The following is a 12,321-nucleotide window of genomic DNA, read 5'->3' as shown; positions in this document are numbered from 1 at the left end:
CTGAAGCCTTCTCAGACTTGGTCGATCCCGGGTTGGCCAGAACCTTGGCTGCCTTCGAAGCGGCGGCCGGGCTCGTCTGCCCCGTGCTCTTCGGTGCCTGTGCGAGAGCGCTGGCTGCCGCGGACTTCTCTGCCGAAGTCGACTTGGGGTTCGACAGAACCTTGCTCGCGCTCGACGCGGCCTTTGCACCGGTCTGCCTGCTGTTTCTTGCGGTCATGACGTGCTCCTGATCACTCGATTGGCATGAGCGTCAGGAACGTGATGTCATGCGATTGATGCACCGCGTTGGACAACACACGTCCTGACGCCCACGAACACCCGGCCCTGCAAGGCCGGGTGTTCGTCGTTCCGGCGGTGTCTGACCACCGGTACGTACAGGTGGGGCCCCGAACGCACGAAGCGTCGAGGCCCCAAGCCACTGTTCAGTTAGAACCCAGCGACAGCGGTCAGCTGCAGCCGGACGTGCTGCCGCAGCCCTCGCACAGGTAGCAGGACCCGGCCGGACGCATCTTCGTGCCACAGGTCATGCACAGCGGCGCGTCAGCGGCCTTGCCCAGGTGCAGCTCCAGCAGCTCCGTGGAGCTGCCGACCTGCCGAGGCGTCTCGACGGTGGCCTCGACCTGCTTCGGGGCGGACTCCACCGACCCGCGCAGGCCTTCGATGTCCACGTCGGACGGCGCGGGCGCGCCGTACTCGCCCGCGACCTGCGCCGAACGCTCGTCGGCGGTGAAGATGCCGAGCTGCGCGCGCTTGTCGTAGGGCAGGTAGTCCAGCGCCAGGCGGCGGAACAGGTAGTCCAGCACCGACGTCGCGATGCGCACGTCCGGGTCGTCGGTCATGCCCGCCGGCTCGAAGCGCAGGTTCTGGAACTTCGAGACGTAGAACTCGAGCGGGATGCCGTACTGCAGGCCCACCGAGATGGACATCGAGAACGCGTCCATCACGCCGGACAACGTCGAGCCCTGCTTGCCGAGCTTGACGAACACCTCGCCGAGACCGTTGTCCGGGTAGGAGCCGGCGGTCAGGTAGCCCTCGGCGCCGCCGACCGTGAACGACACGGTCTGCGACGGGCGCTTCTTCGGCAGGCGCTTGCGGACCGGGCGGTACTCGACGACCGTCTCGGTCTTGGCCTCGGCGCCCTTGTTCGCGCCCTTGCCCGCGGACAGCGGCTGGCCGACCTTGCAGTTGTCGCGGTAGATCGCGAGCGCCTTCAGGCCGAGCTTCCAGCCCTGGTAGTAGATCTCCTCGACGTCCTCGACGGTGGCCGCCTCCGGCATGTTGACCGTCTTGGAGATCGCGCCGGACAGGAACGGCTGCGTGGCCGCCATCATCCGCACGTGGCCCATGGGCGCGATCGAACGCTCGCCCATCGCGCAGTCGAAGACCTCGTAGTGCTCGCGGCGCAGGCCCGGCGCGTCGACGACGTGGCCGTGCTCGCCGATGAACTCGACGATCGCCTCGATCTGCTCGTCCTGGTAGCCCAGCGACTTCAGCGCGCGCGGCACCGTCTGGTTGACGATCTGCATCGAGCCGCCGCCGACGAGCTTCTTGAACTTGACCAGGGCCAGGTCCGGCTCGATACCGGTGGTGTCGCAGTCCATCATCAGGCCGATGGTGCCGGTCGGGGCCAGCACGGACGCCTGGGCGTTGCGCCAGCCGTTCTTCGCGCCGATCTCCAGCGACTGCTGCCACGCCTCGGTCGCGACCTTGTGCGTCGCGGCGTCGTTGCCGCCGTAGGTGCGGATCAGGTCGTTGGCGGCGGCGTGCTTGCGCATGACGCGCTGGTGCGCCGTGGCGTTGCGCTTGTAGCCGTCGTACGCGCCGACCATGCCCGCGAGCTCGGCGGAACGGCGGTACGAGACACCCGTCATCAGCGAGGTGATGGTCGCGGCGAGCGCGCGGCCGCCCTCGGAGTCGTACGCGTGGCCGGTCGCCATGAGCAGTGCGCCGAGGTTCGCGTAGCCGATGCCGAGCTGGCGGAACTTGCGGGTGGTGTCCGCGATCGGCTCGGTCGGGAAGTCCGCGAAGCAGATCGAGATGTCCATCGCGGTGATGATCAGCTCGACGGCCTTGGCGAACGTGACGGCGTCGAAGCGGCCGTCGTCACCGAGGAACTTCATGAGGTTCAGCGACGCGAGGTTGCAGCTCGAGTTGTCGAGGTGCATGTACTCGGAGCACGGGTTGGACGCGGTGATGCGGCCCGACTCGGGGCAGGTGTGCCAGTCGTTGATCGTGTCGTCGTACTGGATGCCGGGGTCGGCACAGGCCCACGCGGCCTCCGCGAGCTTGCGGAACAGCGACTTCGCGTCGACGCGCTCGATGACCTCGCCGGTCTGGCGGGCACGCAGGCCGAAGTCGTTGCTGCCCTCGTAGGCGTGCATGAACTCGTCCGAGACGCGGATCGAGTTGTTCGCGTTCTGGTACTGCACCGACACGATGTCCGCGCCGCCGAGGTCCATGTCGAACCCGGCGTCGCGCAGCGCGCGGATCTTGTTCTCTTCCTTCGCCTTGGTCTCGATGAACTCCACGACGTCCGGGTGGTCGACGTCGAGGACGACCATCTTGGCCGCGCGGCGGGTGGCGCCACCGGACTTGATGGTGCCCGCGGACGCGTCGGCGCCGCGCATGAACGACACCGGGCCCGACGCGGTGCCGCCGGAGGACAGCAGCTCCTTCGACGAACGGATGCGCGAGAGGTTCAGGCCGGCACCGGAGCCGCCCTTGAAGATCAGGCCCTCCTCGCGGTACCAGTTGAGGATCGACTCCATCGTGTCGTCGACCGCGAGGATGAAGCACGCGCTGACCTGCTGCGGCGAGCTCGTGCCGACGTTGAACCACACCGGCGAGTTGAAGCTGAACACCTGGTGCAGAAGCATGTAGGTGAGCTCGTGCTCGAAGATCTCGGCGTCCTGCTCGCCCACGAAGTAGCCGTGGTCCTTGCCGGCGCCGACGTAGGTCTTCACCACGCGGTCGATCAGCTGGCGCAGCGACTGCTCGCGCACCTCGCTGCCGACGGCGCCGCGGAAGTACTTGCTGGTGACGATGTTCGTGGCGTTCACCGACCACGACTCGGGGAACTCGACACCGCGCTGCTCGAAGTTCACCGAGCCGTCGCGCCAGTTCGTCATGACGACGTCGCGGCGCTCCCACGTGACCTCGTCATAGGGGTGGCGGCCTTCGGTGGTGTAGACGCGCTGGATCTTCAGCGCGGCAGGCTTGGCAGCCGCCCGTGCGGCTGTCTTCTTGGCTGAGCCGCCGACGGTCTCGGTCACGGTGGATCTCCCTCGTGCTGGTGCTTTAGAAAGATGATGGTGTCGCGCGCTTTAGTGCACGCGGATCACTGCTCGGCCGGTGAGTCCTCGGCGCGGGCAGTGCGAAGATCAAGGATTTCCTTCTCGAAGTCCTCTACGGACGAGAAGGACCGATACACGCTCGCGAAGCGCAGATAAGCGACCTCGTCGAGCTCACGCAGGGGGCCGAGAATGGCGAGCCCCACCTCGTGACTGGCGATTTCCGCACATCCGGTCGACCGGATCGACTCTTCCACTCGCTGGGCGAGCTGCTGGAACGCGTCCTCGTCGACCGGGCGGCCCTGGCACGCCCTGCGCACACCGACGACCACCTTGTCGCGGCTGAAGGGCTCCGTCACGCCGGAGCGCTTGACCACGGCGAGAACCGCTTCTTCGACCGTGGTGAACCTGCGGCTGCAGCTGTTGCAGGAGCGGCGGCGACGGATCACCTGTCCCTCGTCGACCTCACGGGAGTCGACCACCCGCGAGTCCGAATGACGGCAGAACGGACACCGCACGCCAACTCACCCCTTCCCCAGCGCAGCACTCACCGCAGCAATCGCACTGGTCGGGTTACCCACAACCTGTGGACTACTTACGATGATGTAACCACTAGATGTAGGGGTAGAACCTAGATCGCGACGGACGGCAACGCAACTCGACACACCACTCGAACGGGGGAACGTTGCGCCGAACAGCGGCGATTACCGAAAAAAGCCCGCCGGTGACGGAGCGTTCACGTCACGGCGGGCGTCGAAACACAAGATGTGGGGGCAGGACTACGGGGTGACCCCAGCCTGCTGTAGGTAGAGCACTCCGAGCGCGACGACCGTCAGTGCGCTCAGCACACCGACAGCGATGAGTTCGAACAACGACTCGCGCTTCGGCCGGACGTCACATGAGCTCGACTCGCGCCACGAGGGCACCGCGACCGGGCGCGGCTTGGTCGCGGGCCTGCGCGGCATGACGCGGGGACCCGAACGGAGTGGACGTCCCGCTGCTACGTCCGCGTCTTCGACCACGCGCAACCGCTTCTCGACGAGCACCGCCATCACGACCTCCATCGCAGGTCAACCACCATGATCGAACAGGGGTTCGATCGAACGTCCGTGCGAATTTCTACCAGACCGGCTCTCCGAACGCCACAACACGCACCCAAATACCTCGAACAGGTGTTTGATCTGCGCAGCAAACACGACTACCGTCGACCACGAAGATCGACGGAGGCCGGATTCCCATTCGAACTGGGGGCGGCGAGGAGGACAGCGACCGTGGCAGGCAAGACGATCGACCCGGATCCCGCTCTTGTGGAGACACAGGTGAACGAGATCGCGGGAAACGCCGGCCTGACTCTGCGTCAGCGCAAGGTGCTCGACGTGATCCGCGATTGGGTCGACCGTTTCGGCTACCCGCCGAGCGTGCGCGAGATCGGTGAGGCCGTGGGTCTCACGTCGACCTCGTCGGTCGCGTACCAGTTGCGTGCGCTGGAGCGTAAGGGCTTCCTGCGCCGCGACCCGAACCGCCCGCGTGCGGTCGGGATGCTGCCCAACGAGATCGACGCCGGTCTCGACCCGATGTCCAAGCCGACGCCCGCCTACGTGCCGATGCTCGGCCGGATCGCGGCCGGTGGCCCGATCCTGGCCGAGGAGTCGATCGAGGACGTGTTCCCGCTGCCGCGCGAGATCGTCGGCGAGGGCGAGCTGTTCCTGCTGCGCGTCGTCGGTGACTCGATGATCGACGCCGCGATCACCGACGGCGACTGGGTCGTGATCCGCAAGCAGCCCACCGCGGACCAGGGCGAGATCGTCGCCGCCATGATCGACGGCGAGGCGACCGTGAAGACGTTCAAGCGCAGGGACGGTCACGTGTGGCTGATGCCGCACAACCCGGCCTACCAGCCGATCAACGGCGACGAGGCCACCATCCTCGGCAAGGTCGTGACGGTGCTCAGGCGCCTTCCGTAGCTTCTCCGCGGGCCCGCTTCTTCTTCTCGAAGAAGTCGAGCCACTTGTCCCTGGTGGCCTCCATGTCCACCACGACGAACGCGAAGAACTGGCCCATGTCCTTGAGGCGGGCTCCCACTGGGGTGCCGAGACCGAAGATCTCGGCACCGTCCAGTCCTGTCTGCGCCCAGACCGAGTTGCGGTGGGCGCTCGACAGCCATGCCCGGTACCAGAGGTCGTCGCCCAGGAAGTAGCGCACGCGCTTGCCGTCGCGCTCGCTGTGCAGCAGGTCGATCTCCTGCAGGTAGCTCGTCGACCGCGAGACGGTTCCCGGGCTGACCGACAGCCGCAGCACGAGCTCCGTCGCGGACAGGCTGCCCTTGTCGGTCATGAAGATCTCCGCGAGGATCCGCGCCGCCGTGCGCGTGAGCCCGGTCTGCCGGAAGACCGCGACGAGCCTCAGGTGGAACTCCTGCACCTGCGCCGGACTCCGGTCGAACGAGTACGCCTCCTCGTCGACGTCGAGGTCGTCGACGGCAGGCATCCGGCGCATTGCCCGCTCGCTCGCCGCCCGGTGCGCGGCGCCCGGCCGGTAGTTGTTGTGGCCGCCGTTGCGGACCACCTCGCGCTGGATCGTCGAGGCCGGCCTTTGCAACCGCCTCCCGATTTCCGAGTAGCCCAGGCCGTCCCAGAGGAACTGGGCGATGAGCTGCCGTTCTTCTTCGTCTAGCCGCTTACCAGGCACAACATCATGGTGCCTTGCGCTTCAGGCCATTGCAATGAGTCTTTTGACTTCGTCCGCAAACGTTTTTAGCTTGCAGGGAGGGGAAAGAACTCGTTGCAAGGGGGAGGCAATGCCACTGAGTCCGATGACGTTCCCGGACGGGCACGTCGGCTGGCGGGCGCACGACCACGCGACCGTGCGCGCGGTGCTCGCGGACGGCCGGTTCAGCATCCGGCCGGATCTGATGCACAACCCGTTCGGGCCGGGCAGCCCCGGGGACGCGCCGCCGTCGCCGCCCGGTGCGTTCACCGATCACGACCCGCCGGACCACACGCGGTATCGGAGCAGGCTGACCGGTCAGTTCACGGTGCGGCGGATGCGGCTGCTCGCCGAGCGGCTGGAGGTGATCACGGCCGAGCACCTGGACGAGCTGGCCGCGCAGGGGTCGCCGGCTGACCTGGTCGAGCACTTCGCGGTGCCGGTGCCGGGTCTGATGATCTGCGAGCTGCTCGGGGTGCCGTACGAGCGGCGGACGGAGTTCCAGCAGGACGCGATGCTGCTGACCGGGGCCAGCGGTGCCGAGGCCGACGAGGCCGCGGCGATGTTCGAGGCGTTCGGGAGGCTGCAGCGGTTCATGCTGGAGATGGTCGCGGCGAAGCGGGCCGAGCCCACCGACGACGTGCTGAGCGACCTCGTCAACTCGGAGCAGGGCGACTCACCGCTCACCGACGACGAGATGGCCGCGATGGGCATGGCGTTGCTCGGGGGCGGGCTCGACACGACCACGAACATGTTGTCGCTGGGCTCGTTGGAGCTGCTGCGCGAGCCTGCTCGGGTGGAGGCGATGCTCGCGGATCCTGGGGCGGCCGTGGAGGAGCTGCTGCGATATATCAGTTTGACGCCCGCTACGGCGCGTACCGCGCTGGAGGACGCCGAGATCGACGGCGTCGTCGTGCGCGCGGGTGACACGGTGTTCGTCGAGCTGGGGTCGGCGAACCGCGATCCGGCTCGTTACACCGATCCGGACGTCCTCGACCTGGCTCGGGGAACGGCGGGGCATCTCGCGTTCGGGCACGGCATCCACCAGTGCATCGGGCAGCACCTCGCGCGGATCGAGTTGAAGATCGCGTTCCCCGCGCTCTTCACCCGGTTCCCCAGGCTGCGGCTCGCTGTCGCCGAGGACGAGTTGCCGCGCCGGGCGAGTCTGGTGATCGGCGGTCTGGAGCGGATGCCCGTCGTCTGGGACTGATGTACTGGATATCAGGCCCGGCGGCGGAAGCGCAGGCCGATGACCAGGGCGGCGACGAGCACGATGCCGCCCAGGGTCAGCGCCAGCGGCCAGTTCTGCCAGGAGGTCGACGACGGCGGGGCGGCCTCGGACTGCTCGGCGGCCGGCGGCGGTGTCGTGGTCGTCGGCGGCGGTGGCTGGGCCAGGGCCGCGGCGCCCGGTACCGCGCGGATCGGGGTGCCGGTGCCCTCGGAGGCGGAGAGCAGGGTGCCGTCCGGGTCGAAGGCGATGGCCTCGCCCTGGGGTTCGTTCGGGAGCGGGACGCGGACCGGGTCGCCGGAGAGAGCCTTGACGATGTCGCCGTCCGGGACCGGGTACAGGTAGGCGTCGGTGTAGGTGCGCAGGGCGATGACGGAGCCGTCGGCCATTGAGGCGGCTCCTGTCACCAGGCGTGAGTCGAGAGTGCCTTCGAGCGGGCCGCCCGGGGTGTCCGTCGTCGCCAGCGACACACGGGTGACCTGCTCCAACGGCACCGATATATCAGTTCGGAGCGGGGCCGTCGGGCGATACACCAGTGCGGAACCGAGGGGTTCCTTGGTGATGATGTACGGCGTGCCGGACTTGTCGATGAGCAGCGCCTCGGCGTCGTGCTTGCCGTCCGGGTACGTGACGCGGAACCGCTCCACGGCGCCCGAAGGCGAGACCTTGTGCAAGGCGACCGTGGAGCGGGACTTGTTGTTGTCGCCGGTGTCGGACGCCCAGAGGGTGCCGTCCGGCGTCATCGCCAGGTCCTCGACGTCGAACGGGTCGACGGCCGCGGTGATCGTGCGTTTCACGACGCAGTCGCGGCCCATGACCTGGATGCGCAGCGTGCCGTTGTCGCTGTCGCTGACGGCGAAGAACTGCTTGCCGTCGGACGTGAGCCCGGAAAGCTCCTGCATGGCTACCGGGCACACGTCCACCGGTGGAGGCGGGAGGATCAAGCAGGCGTTCCGTTCGTCGCGAACTCCTCGAGCACGCCGGCGAGGTCCGGGCGAACACGGGCGCTGAGCAGCGTGCCCGACTCCGTGTGCTTCTCGGACAGGATCTCGCCGTCGCGGTGCACACGGGCGACGACCTCGCCGCGTGCGTACGGCACAAGAGCCTCGACCACGACCTCGGGACGTGGCATCAGCTCGGCGATGCGGACCTTCAGCTCCTCGATGCCGAGGCCCGAGTGCGCCGACACGAACGACGCGTCCGGGAACAGGTGCCGCAGCCGGGCCATGCCCAGGTCGCCCACCGCGTCGATCTTGTTCACGACGAGCAGCTCGCGCGGCATCGGCGTGTCGGTCTTGTCGTTGATCTCGGCGAGGACCTCGCGCACGGCCTTGACCTGCTTCTCCGGCATGCCGTCGGAGCCGTCGACCACGTGCACGAGCAGGTCGGACTGGCCGACCTCCTCCAGCGTCGAGCGGAACGCCTCGACGAGCTGGTGCGGCAGGTGCCGGACGAAGCCGACCGTGTCCGTCAGCGTGTACGGCAGGCCTTCCGGCGTCAGCGCGCGGCGCGTCGTCGGGTCGAGGGTGGCGAACAGTGCGTCCTCCACCAGGACACCCGCGCCCGTCAGCGCGTTGAGCAGCGACGACTTGCCCGCGTTCGTGTAACCCGCGATCGCGATGCTAGGGATCTCGTTCGCCGTGCGGCGGCCCCGCTTGGTCTCGCGGACGACGCCGATCGCGGCGATCTCGCGGCGCAGCTTCGAGATGCGCGCGCGGATCCGGCGGCGGTCGGTCTCGATCTTGGTCTCACCGGGACCACGCAGACCCACACCACCGTTGCCACCACCGGCACGACCACCGGCCTGCCGCGACAACGACTCACCCCAGCCGCGCAGGCGCGGCATCAGGTACTGCAGCTGGGCCAGCTCGACCTGGGCCTTGCCCTCCTTGGACTGCGCGTGCTGCGCGAAGATGTCCAGGATGAGCGCGGTGCGGTCGACGACCTTGACCTTGAGCTTCTCCTCCAGCTGACGCAGCTGGCCCGGCGAGAGCTCGCCGTCGCAGATCACCGTGTCCGCGCCGGTCGACTGCACGACGTCGCGCAGCTCGGAGACCTTGCCGGAGCCGATGTACGTCGCCGCGTCGGGCTTGTCCCGCCGCTGCACGAGGCCTTCGAGCACCTCGGAACCCGCGGTCTCGGCGAGGCGGGCGAGCTCGGCCATCGAGGCGTCCGAGTCCGCGGCCGTGCCCTCGGTCCACACCCCGACGAGCACGACCCGCTCCAGGCGGAGCTGCCGGTACTCGACCTCGGTGATGTCCTCGAGCTCGGTGGACAGGCCCGCGACGCGGCGCAGTGCTGCGCGCTCGACGCGTTCGTAGTCACCGGTCGAGAAGTCGTCCTCTTCCCACGTCGAGTCGAACTCGGGGTCGAACTCTGCGCTCTGGATGTTTTCCGTCATTTGCCCTTCATCGTCCCACGGACAGTTAGTCCCCCGGATACACCGCGAGGTAGATCGCCACACGGGGAACATCCGGGTTGACCGGTTGCGCGGCCAGCTCATCCATCAACGACGCGAGCCGCTGCTTTAGTTCCTCGGGGTCGACGGTGACGACCAGACGGCTCTGATCCACGTCACGGAGCCCGATGTCGGCGACCTCGCCGAGGAAAGCGTGCAGCATCGCCTCTCCTATCGCGACCGCATTTTCCCTGTTGTCGAGCTGCCAGGACAGCCCTGTAGACCGATAGGGGATCTCTTTCGCGCCCCGGTTGCCCGCGCGCGGCGGCAGCGCCTCGAGGAAGCCCGCGGCCACGAGCTTGCGCACGTGGTGCAGCGTCGTGGCCGGGTCCTTGCCGAGCCGCTGCGCCAGCTCCTTGTTGGTGAGCGGGCGGTTGAACGTCAGGCGGATCATCCGCAGCCGCAGGTCGGAGCTCAGCGCCGAGGCTTCCTCGCTCGTCGCGGGACGTCGCTTCCGGGAGAGTGACACGCGCTCATCCTAAGTGATTGACAGTTTCCAATCACTCAGCGCAGACTTCCCGGCATGGCGCTTTGGGGGCACCCCGACTTCCGCAGGCTCTGGATGGGCGACACCATCAGCCAGTTCGGCGCGAGCGTGGGCATGACGGTCATCCCGCTGCTCGCGGCCGGTGTGCTGAACGCGACACCGTTCGAGATGGGCCTGCTCGCCGCGGCGAGCACGATGGCGTTCCTGGTGATCGGCCTGCCCGCGGGCGTGTGGGTCGACCGGACGCGCCGCAAACCGCTGATGATCGCGATGGACGTCGTCCGCGCCGCGCTGATGCTGAGCGTGCCGCTCGCCTGGTGGCTGGGACTGCTCGGCCTGACGCAGCTGATCGTGGTGAGCCTCGCGGTGGGCGTCTGCACGGTGTTCTTCGACGTCGCCTACCAGTCGTACCTGCCGTCGCTGGTCGGGCGCGGCCAGCTCGTCGAGGGCAACTCGAAACTGCAGGCCAGCCTGTCGGTCGCGGAGGTCTCCGGACCCGCGATCGGTGGCTACGCGGCCCAGTTCCTCGGCGCGGCGAACAGCGTCCTCGCGACCGGGCTGGGGTACCTGAGCTCGGCGTTCTTCCTGGTCAGGATCAAAACGGTGGAGCCGGCGGCGGAACGCCACCCCGACCCGCACCTGCGCCGCGAGATCATGGAGGGGCTGCGGTTCGTCTTCAGCAACGTCACCCTGCGCATGATCGTGGCCTGCACCGGCACGTCGAACTTCTTCCACGGCATCCAGAACGCCGTGATGATCCTGTTCCTGCTGCAGACCGTGCGCCTGGACGAGGGAACGGCGGGCCTGGTGCTCAGCGCGGGCGGGGTGGGCGGCGTGCTGGGCGCGGCGTTCGCGTACCGGATCGGCCTGCTCGTGGGGCAGGCCAGGATGATCTGGCTCATCCCGGTCCTGACCTGGCCGTTCACTCTGGCGCTGCCGTTCATCTCCGACGGCTGGGGCCTGGTGCTGCCGATGGTGGGCCTCGCGGTGAGCGTGTTCGGGATCGTCGTCTACAACGTCGGTCAGGTGAGCTACCGGCAGTCGATCTGCCCCGACCACCTGCTGGGCCGGATGAACGCCTCGATCCGCTGGGTGGTCTGGGGCGCCACGCCGATCGGGGCGCTGCTGGGCGGCGTGCTCGGTTCGTGGATCGGGATCGTGCCGACGCTGTGGGTCTCGCTCGTCGGCTCGGTGGGCGGGATGGCGTGGCTGCTGCTGTCGCCGCTGCGGACTATGCGGGACCTGCCGGTCACGTCTAGCGTCGAGGCCCATGGCTGATACCTCGGTGCTGCGGGACGGTCTCCACTTCGGCGAGGGGCCGCGACGCGGTCCCGACGGACGCCTCTACTACTCCGACTTCTACGCGGGCGAAGTGCACGCCCTCGACCTCACGACCGGCGACGACGAGGTCGTCGTCGCCTTCGACGGACAACCCTCCGGCCTCGGCTGGCTGCCCGACGGACACCTGCTCGTCGTCTCGATGCTCGACCGCACCGTGCGCCGGCTGGAGGGGCAGGACCTCGTCCTGCACGCTGATATATCGGATGTCGCGACCTTCCACGCCAACGACATGCTCGTCGACTCCGAGGGCCGCGCGTACGTCGGCAACTTCGGCTTCGACCTGCACGGCCTGATCGACGACGTCGGCATCGCGCGACTGCTCGAACCCGACTTCGAGCCGCAGGGCGCCGCCCTCGCGCTCGTGCAGCCCGACGGGTCCGTCAGCGTCGTCGCCGAGGACCTCAAGTTCCCGAACGGCATGGCGCTGCTGCCCGACCCGACCGGCGAGTCCGAGAGCGGCAACATATTGGTCATCGCCGAGACCGTTGCGTTCCAGCTCAGTTCGTTTTCGGTCGACCGCAACGGATCGTTGCAAAACCGCAGGGTGTGGGCCGATGTGAAGGAGTTCGGGATCGCGCCGGACGGCATCGCAGGGGACGGTGACGGCGTGTGGGTGGCTGCCGCGTTGCAGCCCGCGGTGTTCCGGGTGACCGAGGGCGGCAAGATCACCAACAAGGTGGAGACGACGCAGACGTGCTTCGCCGTCGCGGTCGTCGACGACAAGCTCGTGTGCCTGACCGCGCCCGACTCGAACCCGAGCGTCGTCAAGCCCGACCGGCTCGGGAAGATCGAGATCTACGAACTGAACTGA

At 68.0% G+C, this 12,321-nt stretch carries 12 protein-coding genes; 5 read left to right on the top strand and 7 right to left on the bottom strand.

The window, feature by feature from the left end:
• Positions 1 to 17 precede the first annotated feature (17 nt).
• A complete protein-coding gene (locus ACSHWB_RS24955) occupies positions 18 to 230 on the top strand; it encodes a hypothetical protein (protein ID WP_439664395.1) in 213 nt (70 codons plus the stop codon).
• 216 nt (positions 231 to 446) lie between these two features.
• On the opposite strand, the gene ACSHWB_RS24950 is transcribed toward ACSHWB_RS24955, so the two are convergent.
• The 3 genes from ACSHWB_RS24950 to ACSHWB_RS24940 form a co-directional block, all read right to left on the bottom strand.
• On the bottom strand, positions 447 to 3,272 hold the full coding sequence (locus ACSHWB_RS24950; RefSeq protein ID WP_439664394.1) for a vitamin B12-dependent ribonucleotide reductase: 2,826 nt from the start codon (positions 3,270 to 3,272) through the stop codon (positions 447 to 449).
• Positions 3,273 to 3,337: 65 nt separating this feature from the next.
• On the bottom strand, positions 3,338 to 3,808 hold the full coding sequence (nrdR, locus tag ACSHWB_RS24945; protein WP_030474703.1) for a transcriptional regulator NrdR: 471 nt from the start codon (positions 3,806 to 3,808) through the stop codon (positions 3,338 to 3,340).
• A gap of 261 nt (positions 3,809 to 4,069) precedes the next feature.
• The gene (locus ACSHWB_RS24940; RefSeq protein WP_439664393.1) at positions 4,070 to 4,354 is read right to left on the bottom strand and encodes a hypothetical protein; all 285 of its coding nucleotides are present in this window, start codon (positions 4,352 to 4,354) and stop codon (positions 4,070 to 4,072) included.
• A 222-nt stretch (positions 4,355 to 4,576) separates the two neighbouring features.
• Between ACSHWB_RS24940 and lexA the strand changes: the two genes are divergently transcribed.
• Positions 4,577 to 5,254 (top strand): transcriptional repressor LexA, encoded by a 678-nt coding sequence (lexA, locus tag ACSHWB_RS24935; protein ID WP_439664663.1) that lies wholly within the window; start codon positions 4,577 to 4,579, stop codon positions 5,252 to 5,254.
• Here lexA and ACSHWB_RS24930 read toward each other — a convergent pair.
• Positions 5,238 to 5,978 carry a helix-turn-helix domain-containing protein gene (locus ACSHWB_RS24930; protein ID WP_439664392.1) on the bottom strand — a complete coding sequence of 247 codons (741 nt, stop codon included), beginning with the start codon at positions 5,976 to 5,978 and terminating at the stop codon, positions 5,238 to 5,240. The genes lexA and ACSHWB_RS24930 overlap by 17 nt on opposite strands.
• Positions 5,979 to 6,087: 109 nt before the next feature.
• On the opposite strand from ACSHWB_RS24930, the gene ACSHWB_RS24925 reads away from it, so the two are divergent.
• Positions 6,088 to 7,206, top strand: a complete 1,119-nt coding sequence (locus tag ACSHWB_RS24925; protein WP_439664391.1) for a cytochrome P450 — start codon at positions 6,088 to 6,090, stop codon at positions 7,204 to 7,206.
• Between the two features lie 11 nt (positions 7,207 to 7,217).
• Here ACSHWB_RS24925 and ACSHWB_RS24920 read toward each other — a convergent pair whose 3' ends face one another.
• The 3 genes from ACSHWB_RS24920 to ACSHWB_RS24910 are packed head-to-tail and all read right to left on the bottom strand — an operon-like array spanning position 7,218 to position 10,151.
• Positions 7,218 to 8,126: a hypothetical protein gene (locus ACSHWB_RS24920; protein ID WP_439664390.1), complete on the bottom strand. Its 909-nt coding sequence runs from the start codon at positions 8,124 to 8,126 to the stop codon at positions 7,218 to 7,220.
• Positions 8,127 to 8,164: 38 nt separating this feature from the next.
• On the bottom strand, positions 8,165 to 9,625 hold the full coding sequence (gene hflX / locus ACSHWB_RS24915; protein ID WP_439664389.1) for a GTPase HflX: 1,461 nt from the start codon (positions 9,623 to 9,625) through the stop codon (positions 8,165 to 8,167).
• Between the two features lie 25 nt (positions 9,626 to 9,650).
• Entirely contained in the window at positions 9,651 to 10,151 is a 501-nt protein-coding gene (locus ACSHWB_RS24910; protein ID WP_439664388.1) for an ArsR/SmtB family transcription factor, read from the bottom strand.
• Between the two features lie 54 nt (positions 10,152 to 10,205).
• Here ACSHWB_RS24910 and ACSHWB_RS24905 point away from each other — a divergent pair, with 54 nt between their 5' ends.
• Both ACSHWB_RS24905 and ACSHWB_RS24900 read left to right on the top strand, forming a co-directional pair.
• On the top strand, positions 10,206 to 11,447 hold the full coding sequence (locus ACSHWB_RS24905) for an MFS transporter (RefSeq protein ID WP_439664387.1): 1,242 nt from the start codon (positions 10,206 to 10,208) through the stop codon (positions 11,445 to 11,447).
• Positions 11,440 to 12,321 (top strand): SMP-30/gluconolactonase/LRE family protein, encoded by an 882-nt coding sequence (locus ACSHWB_RS24900; protein WP_439664386.1) that lies wholly within the window; start codon positions 11,440 to 11,442, stop codon positions 12,319 to 12,321. Before ACSHWB_RS24905 ends, ACSHWB_RS24900 begins: the two co-directional genes overlap by 8 nt.

Origin of the sequence: Lentzea sp. HUAS TT2 (assembly GCF_051853195.1) — a bacterium.
Taxonomy (GTDB): Bacteria; Actinomycetota; Actinomycetes; order Mycobacteriales; family Pseudonocardiaceae; genus Lentzea.
This window is presented reverse-complemented; position numbering and strand designations above follow the sequence as displayed.

Coding starts and splice junctions, on each gene's coding strand:
- ACSHWB_RS24900 (WP_439664386.1), top strand. CDS start 11,440: ATGGCTGATACCTCGGTGCTGCGGGACGGTCTCCACTTCGGCGAGGGG.
- hflX (WP_439664389.1), bottom strand. CDS start 9,625: ATGACGGAAAACATCCAGAGCGCAGAGTTCGACCCCGAGTTCGACTCG.
- ACSHWB_RS24920 (WP_439664390.1), bottom strand. CDS start 8,126: ATGCAGGAGCTTTCCGGGCTCACGTCCGACGGCAAGCAGTTCTTCGCC.
- ACSHWB_RS24905 (WP_439664387.1), top strand. CDS start 10,206: ATGGCGCTTTGGGGGCACCCCGACTTCCGCAGGCTCTGGATGGGCGAC.
- ACSHWB_RS24940 (WP_439664393.1), bottom strand. CDS start 4,354: ATGGAGGTCGTGATGGCGGTGCTCGTCGAGAAGCGGTTGCGCGTGGTC.
- ACSHWB_RS24925 (WP_439664391.1), top strand. CDS start 6,088: ATGCCACTGAGTCCGATGACGTTCCCGGACGGGCACGTCGGCTGGCGG.